This window comes from Ruegeria sp. BG3 (assembly GCF_056538485.1).
Map to the genome: position 1 here is coordinate 197,716 of NZ_JBQFTE010000001.1, position 20,592 is coordinate 218,307.

Sequence of the window (20,592 nt, forward strand, 5' to 3'; positions counted from 1 at the left end):
CATCACGGGACTTCACGTATAAAGGATTCGCGCCAATAGCGCAAGAGAACCGCAAGATGCTGTTGCAGTTCTCTTTCAGGTTTCTAGGTTTTGTGGCTTAGTCGGCCTGCGGGATCAGCGGAGCGTTGTCGCCCTGCGCCGGAGGCAGCAGGTCATCTGCAGACGGAACCGCAGGCGCGCTTTCTTCAGTCGCGGCCGGAGCCGGAACGCCCAAACGGTCGATGACCGAGCTGCCCGAGGACTTCTGCGCTGCCAGAATCGTCAAGGTGATCGAGGTAACAATAAAGCAGGCGGCCAAGATCCATGTCACTTTGCCCAGAGCCGTTGCAGCTGCACGGCCTGTCATGGCGCCGCCACCACCGCCACCCATGCCAAGACCGCCGCCCTCGGACCGCTGCATCAGAACGACGGCGATCAGGCCCAAAGCCAGAAGAAGATGGATGATGAGAACGACGTTTTCCATGGTGGTCCTGTACAGCGTGGCGTGTATCGCGTGGTACTTATGCAAGTTTGGTTCTGGGGGCAAGTCACGAGTTGGCATCACAGTTGATGATGTTGCACATCACGCCAAAGGGACTGGACAGATCGGTCAAGCTTGGCGCACCCTGCGGCCATGCCTCATGATCATTCTGACCACCCGCACGCCTTGTTGCCCCCCGAACCCGCGCTGCGCGTCAAAGCGCTTGAAACGATTCTGACCCGGAAGGGTTTGATCGACCCGGCGGCGCTGGATGAAATCATCGACACGTACCAGAACAAGATTGGCCCGCAGAACGGCGCGCGCGTTGTCGCCAAGGCTTGGAGCGATCCTGCGTTCAAGGCTGCATTGCTTGAAGATGCAACGCCGGTCGTGGCCGAGCTTGGCTACTATGGTCGTCAGGGCGAACATATGGTGGTGGTCGAAAATACGCCGGAGCAACACAACATGGTCGTTTGTACGCTGTGCAGTTGCTACCCGTGGCCGCTGCTGGGTATTCCGCCCGGCTGGTATAAATCCGACGCCTACCGCGCCCGCGCCGTGCGCGAACCGCGTAAGGTCCTGGCCGAGTTTGGTGTCACGCTCGCCGAGGATACGGCGGTACGCGTCTGGGACTCCACGGCCGAGATTCGCTACCTTGTGCTGCCCATGCGTCCCGAGGGGACAGAAGAGTTGGGCGAAGAGGACCTCGCGGCTTTGGTCACGCGCGATAGCATGATTGGTACTGGTCTGCCCAAGGAGGTGTCATGACGCGCGTTCACGATATGGGAGGGCGGTTTGGCGATGGCCCGATCAACCCGGAAGCTGAAGACGCTCCCATCTTTGCCGAAGACTGGCACGCGCGGGCCTTGGCCGTAACGCTGGCCTCGGGCTTTTTGGGGAAATGGAACATTGACACATCGCGCCACGCGCGTGAGCAGCTGTCGCCGAAAGACTACACCCGGTTTTCCTACTATGAGAAATGGATCTCTGGGCTGGCCGATCTGTTGGTCGGCAAAGGGGTGCTGACCCTCGAAGACCTGCGCGGAGAAACCTCGGTCGAGGATCATCCACTGGCAGAACGTATGTTGAAAGCGCAAGCCGTCGCAGCTGCATTGGCCAAAGGCGGCCCTGCGGACCGCAACTCGAACATCGCGGCGCAGTTCGAGGTCGGGCAGATGGTGAAAACAGTGCGACCCGCCGCGAACCGTTTGGTAGATGGTGGGCACACACGTTTGCCAAACTATGCCGCTGGGGCCCAAGGGCGGATCGTTCGCCTGCACGGAACGCATGTTCTACCCGATTCCAATGCCCACGGGCTGGGAGAGGCCCCAGAACCTCTCTATGCCGTATCTTTCCTGGCGTCCGAGCTATGGGCCGATCCGGAACACCCCAAGGATGAGGTGGTGCTGGATCTGTGGCAATCCTATCTGGAGCCTGCATGAGCAACTGCATCACAGCCTCCGCGCCAGAGCCTGTGTTCTTAGAGCCCTGGCATGCGCAGGTCTTTGCGGTCACCGTTGCGTTGAACGAAGCGGGGCGTTTTGACTGGCCCGACTGGGCCGCCCGGTTTTCGAACACGTTGAAACGGAACGGCCTGAACAAAGAACTGGATGGCGGGGAAGACTACTTCCACGCATGGCTTGAAACCCTTGAAGCCCTGTTGGCCGAAAAAGGCGATGCACGCTCGGATGAGGTCACCTTGCTGCAGGGTGCTTGGGAAAAGGCTTATTTGACCACGCCTCATGGCAAACCGGTCCGTTTGCCGTAAAGCGAGTTGGGGGCGCTGCCCCCGCCGCCTTTGGCGACTCCCCCGGGATATTTTCGACCAGATGAAGCAGGGGATCCGTTCTTCATTTGGCTAAAAATATCCCCGCCGGAGGCATCGCGCACAGCGCGATTTGCAGATGCGGCGAAATATCGGTTTCCCTACCGTCTGAGCCTCGTTATATCAGCCGAGTTTGATATCTTTTCGCGAAAAGGACCGGATATGGCCAACGTGGTTGTTGTCGGCGCCCAATGGGGTGACGAAGGAAAAGGCAAGATCGTCGACTGGCTCAGCGAGCGGGCGGACGTGATCGCGCGTTTTCAGGGCGGGCACAATGCCGGCCACACTCTGGTTATTGATGGCGAGGTCTACAAACTGCACGCTTTGCCCTCGGGCGTTGTACGTGGCGGTAAGCTGAGCGTGATCGGCAATGGCGTGGTTCTGGACCCGTGGCATCTGGTCAAAGAAATCGCGACTGTGCGCGCTCAGGGCGTTGAGATCACGCCTGAGACGCTGATGATTGCCGAGAACACCCCTCTGATTCTGCCGATCCATGGTGAGCTGGACCGCGCGCGCGAGGAAGCCGCGAGCAAGGGGACCAAGATTGGTACAACGGGGCGTGGGATTGGGCCAGCCTATGAAGACAAGGTCGGTCGCCGTTCGGTGCGAGTAGCTGATCTCGCTGATGAGGCGACGCTGGAAGCCCGTGTTGATCGTGCGTTGCAGCACCACGACCCGTTGCGCAAAGGTCTGGGGATTGAACCTGTTGACCGCGATGCTCTCTTGGCGCAGCTGAAAGAAATTGCAGCGGAAATTCTGCCTTTTGCGGCTCCGGTTTGGAAGGTTCTCAACGAAAAGCGCAAGGCGGGCAAACGTATCCTTTTCGAAGGCGCGCAAGGTGCGCTGCTGGATATCGACTTTGGCACCTATCCTTTCGTGACGTCCTCGAATGTGATTGCCGGTCAAGCGGCGACCGGTGTGGGGATCGGGCCGGGCTCGATCGACTTCGTGCTGGGAATCGTCAAAGCCTACACCACCCGTGTAGGGGAGGGGCCGTTCCCGACCGAGCTTGAGGATGCTGACGGTCAGCGACTGGGCGAGCGTGGCCACGAATTCGGCACGACCACCGGTCGTCAGCGCCGTTGCGGCTGGTTCGATGCCTGTCTGGTGCGCCAGACCTGCGCGACGAGCGGGGTGAACGGGATCTCTCTCACCAAACTGGATGTGCTGGACGGGTTCGAAACGCTCAAGATCTGCACCGGCTATGAGTTGGATGGCGAGCGTCTGGACTATCTGCCGACCGCAGCCGATCAGCAGGCGCGCTGCACGCCCATCTACGAAGAGATGCCCGGTTGGAGCGAATCCACCGAAGGCGCGCGCAGCTGGGCGGATCTGCCCGCAAACGCGATCAAATACGTGCGCCGGGTCGAAGAGTTGATCGAATGCCCAGTGGCGCTGCTGTCCACCAGCCCGGAGCGGGACGACACCATTCTGGTGACCGACCCGTTTGCAGACTGATGTCGGGCGAAAAGACACCCGGCCTTAGCTACAAGGCGCGCAGGCGTTGGTCTCTGTTCATTCTGGTGATTGGCCTGCCTGTCTATATTGTCGCCGTGGTCACGGTGGTGAACTGGCTTGATCGTCCTCCGATCTGGCTTGAGCTGCTGGTTTACGTTGCGCTGGGCATCCTGTGGGCTTTGCCCTTCAAGTTCGTGTTCAAGGGTGTTGGGAAAGAAGGCCCGGACGAGTCCTGAACTCAAGCGGTAGTTGCTTTGGTGCGACTGCCATGACACTCTGCCCCCAAGCTAAATTGGGGCAGATTATGTTTCTAGAATTTAACAAAAAGAGCATTGTTTCTGTGCTTTTGGGTGGGCTTGCCCTGACTAGTCCGGCGAAAGCAAGCGAGTGGGAATACACCATAGCGCCGTATATCTGGGGGCCGGATTTCCGAACATCACTTGATATCGGTCGAAACCCACCGGTAGACGGCAGTACTTCTATCTTCAATATTCTCAACAGCGCATTCCTGATCGCGGGTGAGGCGCGAAATGGTCCGTGGGCGATTGGTGGAGAGTTCAACTATCTCAACCTCGGCGACGAAGTGGACGGGCCCTTCGGCCTCGGCGCCGAGTGGGAATTGGACGGTATCATGGTTTCGGCTGTAGTCGGCTATACCGTTTCGAAAAAAGATCAGTCCAGAACCGAACTATTTGGTGGATTGCGGCACTGGGATTTGGACCTGTCCACGACGGTAAGCGGCTTTACCGCAAGTACAGATCAGAGTTGGACAGACCCTATAGTCGGCGCCCGACATACGCATGCGGTCAATCCGCGTTGGACCCTCGCCGCAATGGGCAATATCGGCGGATTCGATGTTGGCTCGAGTTTTCAGTGGGAAGCCGTTCTTCAGGCTTCTTGGAAGTGGACGGACCGGGTAAATGTCGCTGGTGGGTATCGCCATTTGAGCGTTGATTTCGAAGACGGCGGAGAAGTCATAGACCTGATCCTGACAGGGCCTTACGTCGCGCTTGCGTTCAACTTCTGATCTTTCACCGAATATGCGGTGTCATGGTTTGTGGTGCAAAAAAAGGCCGAGCAAAGACCCGGCCTTTTGTTGACTATGATGCTATTAAGTTCCTGTTCAAGGGTGTCGGAAAAGAAGACCCGGACCAAAAGCCCGACTGATCAATATCTCCGCTTGGGTCACAGGCTCGCGTCATTTTTCGGCGCGACACTGAGACAGTAAGATGAGGGCAAGCCCGAAGTTTCGGCTTAGGGCGGTCCGGTTCTATTGGCGCATTTGATCGTTAAAGGCGCTTCGCGTCTAAGTCTGTCCCTAGCCGGTTCGCCGATCGTTTCCCGGCCAGCTTAGGATCGCTCGGGCCATGGCATGATACTCGCCCGAGATTTCTTCGGCGACACTGAAGGGGGTGGGCCAAGGCGCCGTCAGGGTCGCCTCGATCTGTCCTGTCGTCAGTTTCAGCTCGGCCTCGTGTTTTGCAGCCAGACGGCGCATTTTTTGATTGGTGGCAAGGCACAACATGTGGACTTCGCGAAATCCACGATTGCGGGCTGCAGTGACTATCCGCGACAGCAGTGCATCGCCGATCCCCAGGTCCTGCCAGACGGTTTCAACGGTGAAGGCCAGTTCAGCCACATGGTTGTGGCTGTCGGGAACAGCCCGCAATTCTCCGACACCGCGCAGGCAGGAATCGGGGAACGCGCCAAATACCAGCGCAGAATTTTTGAATATGCCTGCAAGGTACGCCTCAACAAAGGCCGGGCTGACCGGAACGCCAAATCGAGACGTCAGCGCTTCTGCATCGAGACTCTTGAAATGGCTTTCTATTTTGGGCTTGTCGAATGCTCTGAGGCGTCGAATTGGTAGTTCATACATGGCGGAGCCTTGATTTGAACACGAACTGAAAGATCTGTTACCTTTACTCAGACGATATCATTTTTCTGCATTGCAGCATAGCGACATCATGTCCGCATCGAGATTCCGTAGGGTAAGTGCAAAAAGAAAATGGGTCGAAGAAATCTCCGACCCACTCTCGATAGCGAAATGAAGGATATCAGCCTACGGCGCGCTCACCTTCCGGGCGAAAACCGATGTCACTTGAGGCCGCAAAGCGCCCTCCGCCAGCTTTTTCGATTTTGCCGTCGCGCAGAAGCTGCCCGAAGGACTTCAGGCTTTCTTCGCGATTGAACTCATCCTGTTTCAGCGAGCGAACCTTGTTCATCAATTGCGGGCGCGAGAACTGTTCCTGCCCTTCGATGAAGGACAAATAGGCCGCAGCCGCTTCGAGAAGGTCGGACAAAGACTGCGCGCCCTGATCCTGTGCAAATTGTGCAAAGCCGCTTTCTTCTGACGCGTCCTCGGACTGATCCGAGGTGACACGGCGGGGGGTCACCGGGCCTGTATCCGCGTTGGGCGCGTCAATACGCTGCTCGGCGACCAGCTTCAGTGGGGCCGCCATGTCTGCATCAGGGCGTTTGCTGGTGACCTGAACGTCATCCGGACGGCGGGGGCTGACGACCGAGGCCAAATCGCCACGATACTCTTCATCAGTCGCGGCCTGCTTGGCCACATCTTCCGCCGAGGTTGCAGCAACGGCCGTACGCAAGTGGGAATAGGCCTCACGTGTGCCGCTGGCGTCCGGGTCGTCCATCTGCTCATCTGCTTTTGCCATGAGGCGCGAGACATCCTGATCCAGATCCGAGGACGCCATGGTCGCTTGCGCGTCCATTTCCTCTTCGATCTCGTCAATCTCGAGGAACAGGCTTTCTTCATCCTCAGCGGTCAGAACACCTTGCTGGTCGTCTTCTGCTTCGCCTGCTGGGCTAAGGATATTCTCAACCTCATCGCCGTCATCGGTCGCAGTCTCGGTGTCTTCGTCGAAGATCACCTCGGGGGCCTCTTCTTCCTCTGAGTCTTTAAACTCGATTTGCATTGGGGTCTCATCTTGCAAATCAAGCGGCGCCGATTCCATGGCTGGCGCATCCGGCAGTTCCGGCGCGTGTGCCTCTTCAACGGCTTCGACGGCAGGTGCCTCGGTAGGGGCCGGGGCCTGAGGGGCCAGATCTTCGGGGCTCAGCGAACCTGCCGCAAAGGCGGCTGAGACAGCGTCCATCGGCGCGGGGGCGTCGGCCGTTAGGGGGGCGACCTCTTCCTCGGCATAGCTGTCCGTGTCCACATCCGAATGGGAAACGACCGCGCGGATGCGTTGCAGTTTAGCGGCCAGGCTATCGGGCGCCGGGCCCGCGTCGGCATCGATCGGCGCAGCATCGGAGAAGAAAGATGCGGCAGTGTCTGTTTCAGGTGTCGCAGAGGGGGTCGGCTGGACAACATTCAGATCGGGCGATTGGGGCATGGCGTTATCCTGTGGCAGGGTCGCTTTGGGGCCGGGGGGCGTGTCCTGGAAAGCGGGCGTTTCAGTACGAGGGGGCGTTTCCGTGGCGCGCAGAAGCAGGCCGGTATCGCTCGGGCGTGCTTCAACTTGTTGCGCGTTGTCGCGCTGAGCAATCCGAGTCAGCATTTCGGCGTCAGGTTGCGGGGGTTCAGAACCAAAGTATCTGTCTTCTGCCGCAAGATCGCGGAAGTATTCGGCTATGGCTTTCATAGTCTCGAAAGAGTCGTCGAACCCTTCCAAAGTGCACGAGAAAGTCCCATAGGAAACGGTCAATACCTTGTTGTTCTGTACCATCAGACATGCGTCCTTTACAAACTAACTGAGCCGATCCGCCCGGACAGGGGCAACCCGATCGACTCGGAACTAACTGCATGAACCTATCATTTTGTGGTCTCAATGTGTCCAAATCCGGGAAAAATGATCAATCTGAGAAAAAATGGGGCAATTGTACGTTCAAATGGCCCAATCGGGCTGTTTGGAGGGGGACAGATCGGCCCTGAAGACCTGAATTTGGTGCTGAATCGCGTCACTATTGCGGTCGCGGCAGACGGAGGAGCCTCGGTTCTGGTTGATTCGGGGCGTATTCCGGATGCCGTGATTGGTGATTTCGATTCGTTGTCTCCCGAAGTCCGAAATCGCATTCCCAAGGATCGCCTTTTTCCGATTGCGGAACAGGACAGCACGGATTTCGACAAGGCGCTGCGGAACGTGCAGGCCACCTTGGTGTTGGGGGCTGGATTTCTGGGAGGGCGGCTAGACCATCAATTGGCGGTCTTGAACACTCTGGTCCGGTATCCGGACAAGGCCTGCGTGCTGATCGGCGCGCATGAGGTAGTGTTCCACGCACCGCCCAACATCGTGTTGGATCTGACACCGGGCGCGGTTGTCTCTCTCTTTCCTCTGAAACACGTCACCGGGCGCAGTCGCGGGTTGGAGTGGCCGATCGAGGGGCTTCACTTCGATCCGAGCGGGCAGGTGGGTACCTCGAATCGTGTCACTTCGAAGCTTGAACTTCAGATGGACGGTCCGGGAATGTTGGTGATGGTACCGCGCAGCGCGTTGGATCAGGTCATGCAGGCGTTTCAGTCGGGGCAGAGCGCGCCGTGGCCCTCTCGCGCAGAATAACATAGAGCCCTGCTGCGATCGTGATCAGGATGCCAAGCGCGGCCAGACCGTTCGGCAGGTCGTGAAAGATCATCCAGCCGATCAGGGTGGCGACGGGGATTTCAAGATACTGCATCGGTGCCAGCGTGGCCGAGGGCGCATAGCGCAGCGACCACGTCATTAACAGATGCGCGACGGTTCCCAATATCCCGATGGACAGAAGCAGCCAGTGTTCGTTGCCCGAGGGGAGGGTAAAGGACAGCTCCCAGATTTCGGACCGCGTTCCCCAGATCAGAAGCGGCAGAAGCATGATCGTGGCAAACACACCCGATACGGCTTGCAGCGACATCGGGTCGGTCTCTTTGGCGATCTGGCGTGTGACCAGCATGAACAAGGCAAACACAACAGCAACGATCAGGGGCAAAAGCGCGGGGAGCCCGACTTCGGCAAAGCTGGGTTGAATGACCAGAAGGGTTCCGGCGAACCCGACGATACAGGCCGCAAGGCGGCGATGCCCGACCTCTTCGTTCAGTATGTATCTCCCGAGCAACAGCATGATGAAGGGCATCACGAAGGCGATGGCGACCGCGTCCGCCAAGGGAAGGAATTGCAACGCCGAGAACATCGCGGTGATGCCCGCGATGTGCAAAAGTGTGCGGATCACGGTTAGTCGCAGAATACGGCCCCGCATGCGCCATGGCCTGCCGGTAAACACGACCAAGGGCACAAGGATCGCCGCCTGAATGGCAAAACGTACGAAAACCAACAGCGCCAGTGGGGTTGTTTCCCCCAACAGCTTTGCCAGCGCATCCCCCATCGGGGCGAGCACACAGAAACCAAGCATCAGTACGATGCCGAATACGGGACGATCCTGAGTCATGAGCGCGACGCTAGCGGTTTCCCAAGGCCGAGAAAAGCTCTGTTCTCAAGCCTTCGGAAGGGGTTGAACCTTGGTGTAGTCCGGGCCGATGCAGGTGGGCAAATCATCGCCCAGTTTCAGCCACGTCAGCTTTTCTTCGTGTGACACATGAAGAGTTGGCTCCAAGGCTTCGGGGCTCTCTAGAGTCGCTACGTAAAGGTGAAGAACGTCCGACATCTTGGTCGACCGAAACGAGATCGGAGTTCCACAATGTGGGCAGAAGCTCCGCTCGACTCCAGGCGAAGAGTTGAAGCGCTTCGGTTCTTCTCCGGTCCAGCGCCACTGGCCGTCGCGCACCCCGAAATAGGTCGTCATCGGAGCGGCACACTGGCGGCGGCAACTGTCGCAATGGCATGAGACGCAGGACAAGACCGGAGGATCAACTTCATACGCGACCTTGCCACACAAACAATGTCCACGCATCGCGCTGCCTCCTGTCTGGCCTCAGCAGTTCGGGACGTTTACGGCCAAACCACCCAATGAGGTTTCCTTGTACTTCTCATGCATATCATGCCCGGTCTGACGCATGGTTTCGATCACAGCGTCCAGAGGTACAAAATGCTGCCCATCCCCGCGCAAAGCAAGTGACGCGGCCGAAACGGCCTTGATCGCGCCAAGGCCGTTGCGCTCGATGCACGGCACTTGAACCAGTCCTGCAACCGGATCGCAGGTCATACCCAGATGATGCTCCAGCGCGATTTCGGCGGCGTTTTCCACCTGCTCGGGCGTGCCGCCCATCACCGCGCATAGACCAGCCGCGGCCATCGCCGAGGCGCTGCCCACTTCGGCCTGACATCCGGCCTCGGCCCCCGAGATCGAGGCGTTGAATTTCACCAGCCCCCCAATGGCGGCTGCGGTCAGAAGGAAATCCTCGATATGGCTTTCCGACGCGCCGGGTACGTGGTCGAGGTAATAACGTAGTACTGCAGGCAGAACACCTGCCGCGCCGTTGGTTGGCGCGGTGACCACCTGACCTCCGGCCGCGTTTTCCTCGTTCACGGCCATGGCATAGACGCTCATCCAATCGTTGATTGTATGCGGTGCGGTTAGGTTCATGCCACGCTCGGCCATAAGCGCATCATATATACCCTTGGCACGGCGACGCACGCTGAGGCCACCGGGCAAGGTGCCATCGGTGGTCAGGCCACGCTCGATACAGTCGTTCATCACCTGCCACAGCCGAGCAGAGCCTTTGGCAAAGCTATCCGCGCAGCCACGTGCGATTTCGTTGGCGCGTTTCATTTCAGCAATGGATTTGCCGCTGGACTTGGCCATCTCCAACATCTCGACAGCCGATTTGAAGGGGAAGGGCACTGGGGCGCCTTCGTCGGTGGCTTTGCCAGCGGCCAGTTCCTCTTCGGTCAGAACAAAGCCGCCGCCGATCGAGTAGAAGACCTGCCGCAGTATCACATCGCCCTGCGCGTCGGCTGCCATCAGGATCATACCGTTGGCGTGGCCGGGCAGATTGTGGTCGTAGTCAAAGACCAGATCGGTCTTTGGGTTGAAGGTCAGCGTCGGTAGCCCTTCGGGCGTTACCGTGTGCGTCTCAGCAATTGCGGCCAGCGCGGCCTCGGCCTTGTCATTGTCATATGTGTCCGGCACGAATCCGGCGAGGCCAAGGATGGTGGCGCGGTCGGTGGCATGACCCACTCCGGTAAAGGCCAGCGAGCCGTGTAGTGAGCCGCGCAGCCCGGCAAATTCAAACGGCGATGCACGCATCATGTCCAGAAAACGCGCGGCGGCCACCATGGGACCCATGGTGTGGGAGGAGGACGGGCCGATGCCCACTTTGAACATATCGAAGACAGAGAGGAACATGTCAGATAGCTGAGCCTTCAGGAGGGTTGGCATAAATGGGTGATGTGAACGGCGTGGCCCCAAGACCTTCGGCGGCTATGGCCGTTCGCGTTGCGGGACGCATCTCTAGCTGTGTCAGGATGCGCTGAAGATAGGGCGTATCGGCCAGTTGGTACCAGCTGCGGTCCGCATTGGATGGGTAAAGCGCCATCCAACGCATCATGCACGCGATATAGTATGTCAGAACTGAAGGCCGATCAGCGTTGAGCCAACCCGGTGTCTGCGCAGCGACTGCGTCCAGATTTTTCAGATGGGTGCGTAGCCTTGGGCGTATTCCGGCCCGCAGGGTCTCGGCCTGTTCGGGGGCGATGTATTTCTCGGCATAGAACAGGATGCGCAGATCGGCGTGGAGCGTGTTAGACGCGAAAAACAGCCATTTCAGAAAGGCGGCCCGGTCAGGGCTGTTCGAAGCGGGTGCAAGTTGCCCATGGCTATCGGCCAACCACAGCAGAATGGCTGCCGTCTCGAATATCGGCCCCTGAGGGGTTTCGAGAACCGGGATCAGCCCGTTCGGGTTCAGCGCCCGGTAGGCCGCACTGTCCTGTGCGTTCTGACGACGATCAACCAGCACCGTCTCATAGGGTTGGCTCATTTCGTCCAGCACCAGCCGGATCACCAGCGAGGCGTTGTCAGGGGCATAATGCAGGCGATAGGGCGTCATCATACGGACTAGATATACAGCAACGGAAACCGGAAAAGCCTTGTTTGCGACGTTTCCGATAGGAAACGCGCAATTGAGCGACATCTTTCGCATCCGGGCGACGTGAATTGGGTCTCGAAGTTGGGTGGAGCATTGCATATAAGTCTTGCAGACTATTTGGGGAAGACTGCCAATGACCGCGGATTTGTCGCCAATCGACACAGCCAAATACGTTGCGGCGTACCGCGCGGCCGACATGGTCGAAGACGGAATGCGGGTGGGTTTGGGCACCGGCTCGACCGCCGCCTGGCTTGTTCGCCGTCTGGGCGAGCGTGTCCAGCAAGAAGGCCTGCGCATCAAGGGCGTACCCACCTCGACCCGAACCGCGCAACTGGCGTGTGAAGTCGGGATCGAGGTCGTGTCGCTGGATCAGGCCGGATGGTTGGACCTGACGATTGACGGCGCGGATGAGTTCGACGGTGATCTGAACCTCATCAAAGGCGGAGGCGGTGCGCATCTACAGGAAAAAATCGTGGCAACTGCCAGCGACCAGATGGTGGTGATCGCCGATGCCGGGAAAGAGGTCGAAACGCTCGGCGCATTCCCGCTGCCGGTCGAGGTGATCCCTTTTGGCTGGCAAACCACTCGAACACTGATCGAAGAAGTTCTGGACACGATGGATGTGCTTGGCACGAACTCAGCCCTTCGGATGAATGGTGAGGCCCCATTTGTGACCGATGAGGGCAACCATGTTCTCGACCTGCATTTGCAGCGGATCGGTAATGCGCGGCAGATGGCGCTGGTTTTGAACCAGGTGCCGGGTGTGGTTGAGAACGGGCTGTTCATAGACATCTGCGACAAGGTCATTGTGGGCTACGGGGATGGCCGGGTCGAGCTGCGCGACATCAATGCCGGAACCGTTGAACTGGACCAGTTCCTTGGGGGCACCAAGGACAACCTGTTTTCGGATTTTTCCGACTGAGTGGAAGGCGGCATCCCGAAGACGTGGCAAAATATACCGAAATTTGCGCCTTTGGGGGTTGGCAGGGCGGTTTTCGCGCCCAGATATCCAAAGAATTTTGCAAGCTGAATGAAGGAACCCAGCATGAGCTTTGACTATGATCTCTTCGTAATCGGCGGAGGCTCGGGCGGGGTCCGCGCGGCGCGCGTAGCGGCGGGCGAAAACGGCGCCAAAGTGGCTCTGGCGGAAGAGGATCGATACGGCGGCACTTGCGTTATCCGTGGCTGCGTTCCAAAGAAACTGATGGTCTTCGCCAGCGAATATTCGGGGATGGTCGGTGACGCGCAGGCTTATGGCTGGGACATTCAGCCCGGAGCGTTCAACTGGAACACCTTCCACGACAAGCTGGTGACGGAACTGGATCGGCTGGAAGGTATCTACCGCAACATACTGAAAAACAACGGTGTCGAGAGCTTTGATCAGCGCGCCCATGTAGTCGATCCGCATACGGTTGAATTGGCCGATGGCACACGCAAAACTGCCAAGCATATCCTGATTGCGACGGGTGGTCGTCCGGTTGTTCCAGACTTTCCCGGCTCGGATCTGGCGATCACCTCGAATGAAATCTTCCACCTTGAGAAGCTGCCCGAAAGCATCTTGATCGTCGGCGGCGGCTATATCGCCAGTGAATTTGCCGGGATCATGAACGGGTTGGGCGTCAAGACCACTCAGTTCTACCGCGGTGCGCAGATCCTGCGTGGCTTTGACGAAGAAGCGCGTGGCCTGATCTGTGAAGAGATGCGCCAGAACGGTATCGACGTGCGTCTGGGCACCAATGTGCTAGAGATGACGAAAGAGGGCGACAAGATCCGGGTCAAAGCCACCGACGGGACCGAGGATCATTTCGACGTGGTCATGTATGCCACCGGGCGCACTCCGAATGCGGATAACCTGGGGCTTGAGGACGTGGGCGTCGCGCGTGGCCGCAAGGGCGAGATCGTTGTGGATGAATACAGCCAAACCGGCGTGCCCTCGATCTACGCGATTGGTGATGTGACCGACCGAGTGAATCTGACCCCGGTTGCGATCCGCGAAGGCATGGCCTTTGTCGAAACCGTCTTCAAAGGCAACCCGACCCCAGTGGATCATGAGCTGATCCCGACCGCGATTTTCACCCAGCCCGAATTCGGCACCGTGGGCCTCAGCGAGGAAGAGGCGGCCGCGCAGGAACCGATTGAGGTCTATGCGACGTCGTTCAAGCCGATGCAGAAATCCTTTGCCGGTGGCACTCAGCGGGTTCTGATGAAGCTGATCGTGTCTCAAGCGACGCGCAAGGTGTTGGGTTGCCACATCGTGGCACCTGGCGCGGGTGAGATGATCCAGTTGGCGGGCATTGCCGTCAAAATGGGCGCGACCAAGGAAGATTTCGACCGCACGGTTGCAGTTCACCCGGTCATGGCCGAAGAACTGGTGACAATGCGGCAACCTGTACGCACGGCTTGATTTGCAACTGCGCGCAACCAAGTTACAAGGAACACCGTGATCACACGGTCAAACACAAGGGAATAGACACATATGGCGGGCAACAGCGGTGGCCCCTGGGGGGGCGGAGGCTCCTCTGGTGGTGGAGGAAATCGGGGTAACAACGGTGACGGGCGCAAGCCTCCCGAAGGGGAGAGCCCGCAGATCCCCGAGATCGATGAGCTGATGAAAAAAGGGCAAGAGCAGCTGCGCGTCCTCATGGGCGGTCGTGGCGGCGGCGGCCGTGGCAGCAACGGTTCAGGCGGTGGCGGCGGTGGTCCGATCTTTACCAAGGGAACCGTGGCGATTGGCGCATTGGTCGCGATCGGCCTCTGGGCTGCGGCCAGCTTTTACACCGTTAAGCCCGAAGAACAGTCGGTTGAACTGTTCCTTGGCGAATTCTCGGCTGTTGGAAATCCCGGTCTGAACTTTGCGCCTTGGCCGTTCGTAACTGCTGAAGTCATCCCCGTTACACGGGAACAGAACGAAGACATGGGCGGCGCGCGTGGCAGTGACGATGGTCTGATGCTGACCGGTGACGAAAACGTGGTCGATATCGACTATCAGGTCGTTTGGAATATCAACGATCCCGCCAAGTTCCTCTTTAACTTGCGTGACCCGCGCCAAACGATTCAGGCGGTGTCGGAATCTGCGATGCGTGAGATTATCGCGCAAAGCGAGCTTGCTCCGATCCTGAACAGAGACCGCGGCATTATCGCAGAACGACTGCAAGAGCTGATTCAGCAGACAATGGACAGCTACGATTCGGGCGTGAACATCGTCCGCGTGAACTTCGACAAGGCTGACCCGCCGCAGGACGTGATTGCCGCGTTCCGTGATGTTCAGGCCGCTGCGCAGGAACGGGACCGTCTGCAGAACGTCGCGGATGCCTATGCTAACCGTGTTCTCGCGGAAGCGCGCGGTGAAGCCGCTCAGGTTCTGGAAGAGGCCGAAGCCTATCGCGCCCAGCAGATCAACAGTGCACAGGGTGAGGCCAGCCGCTTCAGCGCGGTTCTGGAGGAATACTCCAAAGCACCAGATGTGACCCGCAAGCGTTTGTACCTGGAGCGTATGGAGCAGGTTCTGGGTGACGTGGACAAGATTATCCTGGACGAAAACACCGGTGGCTCGGGGCAGGGCGTTGTGCCGTACCTGCCGTTGAACGAACTGCGTCGTACCCCTGCAGCGGAGAGCAACTGATGCGTAAAACGACATTTATCCTACCCGTCGTCTTCCTCGCGATTGTCGGTGTTCTGTCCTCGATCTTCATCGTGGATGAGCGTGAACGCGCTCTGGTTCTGCAGTTTGGTCGCGTTGTAGCGGTCAAGGAAGAGCCCGGATTAGCGTTTAAAATCCCTCTGATTCAAGAGGTTGTGCGCTATGATGACCGCATCCTCTCGATCGACGTGCAGCCGCTTGAGGTAACACCTCTTGATGACCGTCGTCTGGTGGTTGATGCCTTTGCGCGCTACCGGATTTCAGATCTGGAGCAGTTCCGTCAGGCCGTCGGTGTTGGCGGTATTCCGGTGGCCGAGGACCGTCTGGACCGTATCCTTCGTGCGGAAACTCGGGAAGTTCTGGGTTCGGTCTCCTCGCGGGATATCCTCAGCTCTGACCGTGCGGCTCTGATGCTGCGGATCCGCAACAGCGCAATTGCCGAAGCACGCGCGCTGGGTGTCAATGTCATCGACGTGCGCCTGAAAGCAACCGACCTGCCTCAGGCGAACCTTGAGGCAACGTTTGACCGGATGAAAGCCGAACGGGAACGTGAAGCGACCGACGAACGCGCCCGTGGTAACGAAGCCGCTCAGCGTGTTCGTGCGCAGGCTGACCGAACCGTGGTTGAACTGGTTTCGGACGCCAACCGCGAGGCCGAGATCATCCGCGGTGAGGCAGACGCCGAACGCAACGCGATCTTCGCTGAAGCGTTTGGACAAGATCCAGAGTTCTTTGAGTTCTACCGCTCGCTGTCCGCCTATGAGCGTGCACTGCAGGGCGGGAACAGCTCGATGGTCCTCAGCCCGGATTCGGAGTTCTTCAACTACCTGAAATCGCCCACCGGGCAGGCGACCCAGTAATGGGTATGATCCTTCTGGCCTTCGGGCTGGTGCTGATTGTCGAGGGGCTGGCCTATGCGCTGGCCCCTTCGCTTATTGAACGTATGTTAGAGGCGCTGCGCACGCTGCCAGAACAGGCGCGGCGTTTGGCAGGGCTGCTCTGCGTTGTCAGCGGTCTTGTGCTGCTTTGGGGCGCCTATCAGCTGGGGTTTTGACCCTTTGACCTCACTTGCCGGTGATTTCCCCGCGATCCTCAGTTGCGAGCGTGATCAAACCGACTACATTGGGTGGAAAGATAGTCTGCCTTAGGGCGGTCTGTAAGAAATTGACGACAAGGAGTTCCCAAGTGCAGGCACAAGCGCGCAGTATTTCCGTCCGGCGGGACGACAGTGTTGGTTTCATGCGACTGATGTGGCTGGCCTTCGGAGCGATGGTTCTGATCGCAGCGCAAACAGTTGCGGCGTATGCGCGTGGGGAAAGCCTTGCGCCGCTGGCGGAACAGATCAGCCCGGCGGTGGTCAATATCACCACATCGACCCTGATCGAAGGCCAGACCGGGCCGCAGGGGATCGTGCCCGAGGGCTCTCCATTCGAAGATTTCTTTCGCGAGTTTCAGGATCGCAACGGCGATAATGGCGACCGACCGCGCCGCAGCAATGCGCTGGGGTCGGGGTTCGTGATCTCGGAAGACGGCTTTATTGTAACCAATAACCATGTGATCGCCGAGGCCGATGAGATCCTGATCGAATTCTTCCCCGGTGATGGTCAACCCGTGAAGGAACTGCCTGCCAAAGTGATCGGCACGGATGAGAAAACCGATATCGCTCTGTTGAAAGTCGAGGCTTCGGGCCCTCTCCAATATGTACAGTTCGGCGACAGCGACACGGCGCGTGTTGGCGACTGGGTGATTGCCATGGGCAACCCGCTGGGGCAGGGGTTCTCGGTTTCGGCGGGGATCGTCTCGGCCCGTAACCGCGCGCTGAGCGGGTCCTATGACGACTACATTCAGACCGATGCGGCGATCAACCGGGGCAACTCGGGTGGTCCCCTGTTCAACATGGATGGTCAGGTCATTGGCGTGAACACTGCGATTCTGTCGCCCAACGGCGGCTCGATCGGTATCGGGTTTTCGATGGCCTCCAATGTCGTGACCAAGGTCGTCGACCAGCTGCGTGAGTTCGGCGAAACCCGTCGTGGTTGGCTGGGTGTACGGATTCAGGACGTGACTGAAGATATGGCTGAGGCGATGGGTCTGGATAAACCCGGTGGCGCATTGATCAGCGATGTACCGGAGGGTCCTGCGAAAGAGGCCGGTCTGAAAGCAGGTGACGTGATCCTCAGCTTTGACGGGGTCGAGGTTGAAGATACGCGCGGTCTGGTACGACAAGTCGGTGAGACGACCGTGGGCAAATCAGTTCGTGTGGTGGTACATCGCGATGGTGGTACTCAGACTATTCTGGTCACTCTCGGGCGCCGTGAGGATGCGGAGCGTGCCGAAACGAGTGAGGAAGATACTCCGGACGCGCCAACCGATGAAAACGCTGACATTCTCGGCCTGACTATTTCTCCGCTGACAGATACGCTGCGTGAAGACTTGGGCCTCGATGCCGAGGCGGACGGTCTGGTTGTGACCGAGGTTGACGAAGCCTCGGAGGCCTTTGCCAAGGGTCTGCGCGCGGGTGACCTGATCACCGAAGCTGGACAGCAGAAGGTCGAATCCTTCAGTGACCTCGAGGCGCGTATTGAAGAAGCTACCGAAGCCGGGCGCAAATCACTGCTGCTGTTGGTACGCCGTGGCGGCGACCCTCGCTTCGTCGCGCTGAGCCTTGAGAACTAAGCTAATAACAGAGCTACCGAAAAGGGCCGGAGATTTCCCTGGCCTTTTTCAGTTTTGATCCGGCAGAAAGAAAATAAGCCATATGCCTTTTGGGCATATGGCTTAGGTACAGGGAGAGATCAGTGGACAGATATCGGGGATGATTACTGACCTCCTACGGTAACAGGTTTACCCTAGCGCACTGACTTCCGAGTCGTCTGTGAACAAGATCACAAAAGGTCAGATCAGGTCCGATTCAGCCAACGCGCGCAAAGCTTCGATGTCGTGGATCAGCAATCCGCCCCGCGATGCCTCGACCACATTGTCCCGTTTCCAGATCGAAATGGTTTTCGAGACGGCCTCACGCGTGGCCCCAACGAATTCGGCCAATTCACTTTGCGACAGGGTAATGCGTTCGGTGGGATCGTCCTGCAGAGACGACAGGTGCAGCAGTTTGCGCGCCAGTCGAATCGGCATCGGCAGAAAGACCTGCTCGTTCAACTGTGAACTCATCGACCGCATCCGCAATCCGGCCAGACGGACCATATCAACCGCAAGATCGGGATGTTGGCGGATTTGCTCCATCACGTCCCTGCGACGCACGCGCAGAACCCGAGAGGGTTCTGCCGCCGCTACAGTGGCCGTGCGAGGGCCGCTGTCGAACAGGGCAATCTCACCGAAGACCTCGCCCGGACGCATGAGCGTCAGCGCCAGCTTCCGGCCGCTCATCGCCAGGAAGGACACTTCGAGCGTCCCTTCGACGATGGCATAAAGCGCATCGCCTTCGTCATCCTGATCGAACAGGGTTTCGTTTTTATCCAAAGAGATTTCCGTCGCCAGCGCCGAGAGCATCTCGCGCAGCCCTTCGGATGCATCGGACAGGAAGCCGCTATTTGGGAATACCGCCATTCGGGTACTAATCTCCGGAGTAGGATGGTGAGTGGTTACTCAATTATTCACAGCAAGGTCAACAAGCCAAGTGGTTTCCTTGGATGAGTGTCAAACTGATACCAAAGGGGCTTTGGGTCGACTACTGGCGATCGGGGTCTTCCAGATAGCTTTGCAGGCGATGGAACTGGTACATCAGGAAGGCCATTAGCGCGATGGGAAAAGCGAAGGTTTCGATCTTGACCCACAGATCGGTGGACATGGTGCGCCAGACGATCTCATTGGCGATGGCCAGAACGGCAAAGCAAGCACAGAGGCGCCGCGTCAGGATCATCCAACCTTCGTGTTTCATCGGTAGCATCTCGTCCAGAACGTAGGCGAGGTAGGACTTGCCCTGAAGCAAACCGATCCCCAGAATGACCGAGAAGAACCCGTAGACCAGCGTGGTTTTCATTTTGAAGAACCGCTCATCATTGAACCAGGCGGTTAGGCCACCAAAGAAGATCACCATGAAAGCGGTGAAAATCTGCATCCGGCTGAGCTTGCCTGTCAGAAACCACAAGATGCCCATTGCCGCAAGCATCAGCGGAACAAAGAGGATGGTTGCGATGATAAAGCCCGAATATTCGATGCCGCCGATTAGAAAGCTGTCATCACGCAGTCGCAGGTAGATGAAGAAGAAGGCCAGAGGCGGCCCCAGTTCCAGCACCTGTTTCAGAAACGGGTTGATTTCTTTTTTGCCTGTCATCTTGGTGTCCTGCTGTTCATCCGCCCATTTCAACGATTACAGCGCCCAATGCAATCAGTGCCATCAGGGCGATGCGCCTTGGGCCAACGGTTTCTTTCAAAACCAACCAGCCGATCAAGGCTGCAAATACAGTTGATGTTTCGCGCAGTACAGCCGCTTCTCCGACTTTGTCCAATCGGGTGGCCAGCATGATGGCTCCGAATGACAGTGGCGCGATCAAGCCGCCTGCAAGCCCGCGCAGCATCAGCGGACCTGGGGAAGGGCGGTTGATCATGGCACGCCATCTGAGGAACGCATAGATCGGCATCGCGAAGCCGTCGATCATGAAGAACCAGGCCAGAAAGGTGAACGGATCAGCGGTGGCGCGGATGCCATAGGCGTCATAGGTCGTGTAGAGCGCTACGAAGAGACCGGTGGCAATCGCCAGGGTGAGAGCGATGCCTAGAGTCTCACGATTGGTTTCCAGAAACCGGAAATTATACGCGGCCAGCCCGAAGATGCCGGCCAGAAGGACGGCCACACCGAACCATTGCGTGCCTGTGAAGGTTTCTCCGAACAGAAGGTAGGCTCCGATCACAGTGAAAAGCGGGCCGGTGCCGCGAACGACCGGGTAGACCACCGTGTAGGAGCCTTTGGTATAGGCCAAGGCCTGAAGGATCTTGTAGGTGATGTGGATCAGCCAGACGATGCCGAAGATCGGCCACATATAGGGTTCGGGCCATGGCACGACGAATAGGGCAAAGGGGATGGCCATCAGACAATAGCAGGCGTCGATGGCCCCGCGAGACAGCCACGGATCGTGGCGGCCCTTTTGCAGTGCTCCAAAGACAGCGTGCAGGAAGGCGGCCATCAAGGCGAGGCCCAGGGCGAGGGTGTGGCCCGCTTCGGTGCCTTCGAGTGAGATCAGCCAGTCGCTCAATTGTCAGAACTTGTCCAGTGTGAC

Annotated in this window: 23 protein-coding genes; 13 read left to right on the forward strand and 10 right to left on the reverse strand. The window is 58.3% G+C overall.

The genetic code is table 11. The annotated features are described in order from the left end of the window. Window positions 1–97: 97 nt before the first annotated feature. Window positions 98–463, reverse strand: a complete 366-nt coding sequence (secG, locus tag ACR0AI_RS01000) for a preprotein translocase subunit SecG (protein WP_170376300.1) — start codon at window positions 461–463, stop codon at window positions 98–100. Window positions 464–613: 150 nt separating this feature from the next. On the opposite strand from secG, the gene nthA reads away from it, so the two are divergent. The 6 genes from nthA to ACR0AI_RS01030 all read left to right on the forward strand — a co-directional run bounded on the left by nthA (window position 614) and on the right by ACR0AI_RS01030 (window position 4,770). Then, window positions 614–1,228 (forward strand): nitrile hydratase subunit alpha, encoded by a 615-nt coding sequence (nthA, locus tag ACR0AI_RS01005; RefSeq protein WP_480671321.1) that lies wholly within the window; start codon window positions 614–616, stop codon window positions 1,226–1,228. Beyond that, window positions 1,225–1,902 carry a nitrile hydratase subunit beta gene (gene nthB, locus ACR0AI_RS01010; RefSeq protein ID WP_480671319.1) on the forward strand — a complete coding sequence of 226 codons (678 nt, stop codon included), beginning with the start codon at window positions 1,225–1,227 and terminating at the stop codon, window positions 1,900–1,902. Before nthA ends, nthB begins: the two co-directional genes overlap by 4 nt. After that, window positions 1,899–2,228 (forward strand): nitrile hydratase accessory protein, encoded by a 330-nt coding sequence (locus ACR0AI_RS01015; protein WP_480671317.1) that lies wholly within the window; start codon window positions 1,899–1,901, stop codon window positions 2,226–2,228. Before nthB ends, ACR0AI_RS01015 begins: the two co-directional genes overlap by 4 nt. A 219-nt stretch (window positions 2,229–2,447) precedes the next feature. Next, window positions 2,448–3,743 carry an adenylosuccinate synthase gene (locus ACR0AI_RS01020; RefSeq protein ID WP_170487726.1) on the forward strand — a complete coding sequence of 432 codons (1,296 nt, stop codon included), beginning with the start codon at window positions 2,448–2,450 and terminating at the stop codon, window positions 3,741–3,743. Further along, the gene (locus ACR0AI_RS01025; protein WP_480671315.1) at window positions 3,743–3,979 is read left to right on the forward strand and encodes a DUF2842 domain-containing protein; all 237 of its coding nucleotides are present in this window, start codon (window positions 3,743–3,745) and stop codon (window positions 3,977–3,979) included. The genes ACR0AI_RS01020 and ACR0AI_RS01025 overlap by 1 nt, the downstream gene beginning before the upstream one ends. Window positions 3,980–4,011: 32 nt before the next feature. Further along, window positions 4,012–4,770: a porin family protein gene (locus ACR0AI_RS01030; RefSeq protein WP_480671313.1), complete on the forward strand. Its 759-nt coding sequence runs from the start codon at window positions 4,012–4,014 to the stop codon at window positions 4,768–4,770. 291 nt (window positions 4,771–5,061) lie between these two features. Here ACR0AI_RS01030 and ACR0AI_RS01035 read toward each other — a convergent pair whose 3' ends face one another. Both ACR0AI_RS01035 and ACR0AI_RS01040 read right to left on the reverse strand, forming a co-directional pair. Beyond that, window positions 5,062–5,622, reverse strand: coding sequence for an N-acetyltransferase family protein (locus ACR0AI_RS01035; RefSeq protein WP_480671311.1), 561 nt, complete (start codon window positions 5,620–5,622; stop codon window positions 5,062–5,064). Window positions 5,623–5,800: 178 nt separating this feature from the next. Beyond that, a complete protein-coding gene (locus tag ACR0AI_RS01040) occupies window positions 5,801–7,432 on the reverse strand; it encodes a hypothetical protein (protein WP_480671309.1) in 1,632 nt (543 codons plus the stop codon). A gap of 123 nt (window positions 7,433–7,555) precedes the next feature. Between ACR0AI_RS01040 and ACR0AI_RS01045 the strand changes: the two genes are divergently transcribed. Next, window positions 7,556–8,263: a thiamine diphosphokinase gene (locus tag ACR0AI_RS01045; protein ID WP_480671307.1), complete on the forward strand. Its 708-nt coding sequence runs from the start codon at window positions 7,556–7,558 to the stop codon at window positions 8,261–8,263. Here the strand turns inward: ACR0AI_RS01045 and ACR0AI_RS01050 are convergent. Genes ACR0AI_RS01050 through ACR0AI_RS01065 form a run of 4 tightly spaced genes read right to left on the reverse strand, consistent with a single transcriptional unit; the run spans window position 8,208 to window position 11,682 of the window. Then, the gene (locus ACR0AI_RS01050; RefSeq protein ID WP_480671305.1) at window positions 8,208–9,122 is read right to left on the reverse strand and encodes a DMT family transporter; all 915 of its coding nucleotides are present in this window, start codon (window positions 9,120–9,122) and stop codon (window positions 8,208–8,210) included. The genes ACR0AI_RS01045 and ACR0AI_RS01050 overlap by 56 nt on opposite strands. Window positions 9,123–9,167: 45 nt before the next feature. Continuing rightward, window positions 9,168–9,584 (reverse strand): GFA family protein, encoded by a 417-nt coding sequence (locus ACR0AI_RS01055; RefSeq protein WP_480671303.1) that lies wholly within the window; start codon window positions 9,582–9,584, stop codon window positions 9,168–9,170. Between the two features lie 21 nt (window positions 9,585–9,605). Beyond that, on the reverse strand, window positions 9,606–10,979 hold the full coding sequence (locus ACR0AI_RS01060; protein ID WP_480671301.1) for an L-serine ammonia-lyase: 1,374 nt from the start codon (window positions 10,977–10,979) through the stop codon (window positions 9,606–9,608). A gap of 1 nt (window position 10,980) precedes the next feature. After that, the gene (locus tag ACR0AI_RS01065) at window positions 10,981–11,682 is read right to left on the reverse strand and encodes a glutathione S-transferase family protein (protein WP_480671644.1); all 702 of its coding nucleotides are present in this window, start codon (window positions 11,680–11,682) and stop codon (window positions 10,981–10,983) included. A gap of 169 nt (window positions 11,683–11,851) precedes the next feature. Here ACR0AI_RS01065 and rpiA point away from each other — a divergent pair, with 169 nt between their 5' ends. The 6 genes from rpiA (at window position 11,852) to ACR0AI_RS01095 (ending at window position 18,034) form a co-directional block, all read left to right on the forward strand. Continuing rightward, on the forward strand, window positions 11,852–12,640 hold the full coding sequence (gene rpiA, locus ACR0AI_RS01070; RefSeq protein WP_480671299.1) for a ribose-5-phosphate isomerase RpiA: 789 nt from the start codon (window positions 11,852–11,854) through the stop codon (window positions 12,638–12,640). A gap of 123 nt (window positions 12,641–12,763) precedes the next feature. Beyond that, complete coding sequence (gene gor, locus ACR0AI_RS01075; protein WP_170470144.1) at window positions 12,764–14,122, forward strand: glutathione-disulfide reductase; 1,359 nt, start codon at window positions 12,764–12,766, stop codon at window positions 14,120–14,122. Between the two features lie 72 nt (window positions 14,123–14,194). Beyond that, window positions 14,195–15,340 (forward strand): FtsH protease activity modulator HflK, encoded by a 1,146-nt coding sequence (hflK, locus tag ACR0AI_RS01080; RefSeq protein ID WP_170376323.1) that lies wholly within the window; start codon window positions 14,195–14,197, stop codon window positions 15,338–15,340. Beyond that, window positions 15,340–16,218: a protease modulator HflC gene (gene hflC, locus ACR0AI_RS01085; RefSeq protein WP_170470136.1), complete on the forward strand. Its 879-nt coding sequence runs from the start codon at window positions 15,340–15,342 to the stop codon at window positions 16,216–16,218. The genes hflK and hflC overlap by 1 nt, the downstream gene beginning before the upstream one ends. Next, window positions 16,218–16,412 (forward strand): DUF2065 domain-containing protein, encoded by a 195-nt coding sequence (locus tag ACR0AI_RS01090; RefSeq protein ID WP_170381551.1) that lies wholly within the window; start codon window positions 16,218–16,220, stop codon window positions 16,410–16,412. Before hflC ends, ACR0AI_RS01090 begins: the two co-directional genes overlap by 1 nt. A gap of 185 nt (window positions 16,413–16,597) precedes the next feature. Next, window positions 16,598–18,034 carry a Do family serine endopeptidase gene (locus tag ACR0AI_RS01095; protein ID WP_480671642.1) on the forward strand — a complete coding sequence of 479 codons (1,437 nt, stop codon included), beginning with the start codon at window positions 16,598–16,600 and terminating at the stop codon, window positions 18,032–18,034. 219 nt (window positions 18,035–18,253) lie between these two features. Here ACR0AI_RS01095 and ACR0AI_RS01100 read toward each other — a convergent pair whose 3' ends face one another. From ACR0AI_RS01100 to ACR0AI_RS01110, 3 genes are all read right to left on the reverse strand, one after another. Then, the gene (locus tag ACR0AI_RS01100; protein WP_170376330.1) at window positions 18,254–18,922 is read right to left on the reverse strand and encodes a Crp/Fnr family transcriptional regulator; all 669 of its coding nucleotides are present in this window, start codon (window positions 18,920–18,922) and stop codon (window positions 18,254–18,256) included. A gap of 121 nt (window positions 18,923–19,043) precedes the next feature. Then, the gene (locus ACR0AI_RS01105; RefSeq protein ID WP_170376332.1) at window positions 19,044–19,649 is read right to left on the reverse strand and encodes an inner membrane-spanning protein YciB; all 606 of its coding nucleotides are present in this window, start codon (window positions 19,647–19,649) and stop codon (window positions 19,044–19,046) included. 16 nt (window positions 19,650–19,665) lie between these two features. Beyond that, window positions 19,666–20,568, reverse strand: coding sequence for a DMT family transporter (locus tag ACR0AI_RS01110; protein WP_170376353.1), 903 nt, complete (start codon window positions 20,566–20,568; stop codon window positions 19,666–19,668). Between the last annotated feature and the right edge of the window lie 24 nt (window positions 20,569–20,592).

What these genes read in the sequence shown, in the direction of transcription:
- ACR0AI_RS01020 (WP_170487726.1), top strand. Translation starts at nt 2,448, where the DNA reads ATGGCCAACGTGGTTGTTGTCGGCGCCCAATGGGGTGACGAAGGAAAA.
- ACR0AI_RS01035 (WP_480671311.1), bottom strand. Translation starts at nt 5,622, where the DNA reads ATGTATGAACTACCAATTCGACGCCTCAGAGCATTCGACAAGCCCAAA.
- ACR0AI_RS01100 (WP_170376330.1), bottom strand. Translation starts at nt 18,922, where the DNA reads ATGGCGGTATTCCCAAATAGCGGCTTCCTGTCCGATGCATCCGAAGGG.
- rpiA (WP_480671299.1), top strand. Translation starts at nt 11,852, where the DNA reads ATGACCGCGGATTTGTCGCCAATCGACACAGCCAAATACGTTGCGGCG.
- ACR0AI_RS01025 (WP_480671315.1), top strand. Translation starts at nt 3,743, where the DNA reads ATGTCGGGCGAAAAGACACCCGGCCTTAGCTACAAGGCGCGCAGGCGT.
- nthB (WP_480671319.1), top strand. Translation starts at nt 1,225, where the DNA reads ATGACGCGCGTTCACGATATGGGAGGGCGGTTTGGCGATGGCCCGATC.
- secG (WP_170376300.1), bottom strand. Translation starts at nt 463, where the DNA reads ATGGAAAACGTCGTTCTCATCATCCATCTTCTTCTGGCTTTGGGCCTG.
- ACR0AI_RS01105 (WP_170376332.1), bottom strand. Translation starts at nt 19,649, where the DNA reads ATGACAGGCAAAAAAGAAATCAACCCGTTTCTGAAACAGGTGCTGGAA.
- gor (WP_170470144.1), top strand. Translation starts at nt 12,764, where the DNA reads ATGAGCTTTGACTATGATCTCTTCGTAATCGGCGGAGGCTCGGGCGGG.
- ACR0AI_RS01040 (WP_480671309.1), bottom strand. Translation starts at nt 7,432, where the DNA reads ATGGTACAGAACAACAAGGTATTGACCGTTTCCTATGGGACTTTCTCG.
- ACR0AI_RS01095 (WP_480671642.1), top strand. Translation starts at nt 16,598, where the DNA reads ATGCGACTGATGTGGCTGGCCTTCGGAGCGATGGTTCTGATCGCAGCG.
- ACR0AI_RS01015 (WP_480671317.1), top strand. Translation starts at nt 1,899, where the DNA reads ATGAGCAACTGCATCACAGCCTCCGCGCCAGAGCCTGTGTTCTTAGAG.
- ACR0AI_RS01065 (WP_480671644.1), bottom strand. Translation starts at nt 11,682, where the DNA reads ATGATGACGCCCTATCGCCTGCATTATGCCCCTGACAACGCCTCGCTG.
- ACR0AI_RS01090 (WP_170381551.1), top strand. Translation starts at nt 16,218, where the DNA reads ATGGGTATGATCCTTCTGGCCTTCGGGCTGGTGCTGATTGTCGAGGGG.
- nthA (WP_480671321.1), top strand. Translation starts at nt 614, where the DNA reads ATGCCTCATGATCATTCTGACCACCCGCACGCCTTGTTGCCCCCCGAA.
- ACR0AI_RS01045 (WP_480671307.1), top strand. Translation starts at nt 7,556, where the DNA reads ATGATCAATCTGAGAAAAAATGGGGCAATTGTACGTTCAAATGGCCCA.
- hflC (WP_170470136.1), top strand. Translation starts at nt 15,340, where the DNA reads ATGCGTAAAACGACATTTATCCTACCCGTCGTCTTCCTCGCGATTGTC.
- ACR0AI_RS01050 (WP_480671305.1), bottom strand. Translation starts at nt 9,122, where the DNA reads ATGACTCAGGATCGTCCCGTATTCGGCATCGTACTGATGCTTGGTTTC.
- hflK (WP_170376323.1), top strand. Translation starts at nt 14,195, where the DNA reads ATGGCGGGCAACAGCGGTGGCCCCTGGGGGGGCGGAGGCTCCTCTGGT.
- ACR0AI_RS01055 (WP_480671303.1), bottom strand. Translation starts at nt 9,584, where the DNA reads ATGCGTGGACATTGTTTGTGTGGCAAGGTCGCGTATGAAGTTGATCCT.
- ACR0AI_RS01030 (WP_480671313.1), top strand. Translation starts at nt 4,012, where the DNA reads ATGACACTCTGCCCCCAAGCTAAATTGGGGCAGATTATGTTTCTAGAA.
- ACR0AI_RS01060 (WP_480671301.1), bottom strand. Translation starts at nt 10,979, where the DNA reads ATGTTCCTCTCTGTCTTCGATATGTTCAAAGTGGGCATCGGCCCGTCC.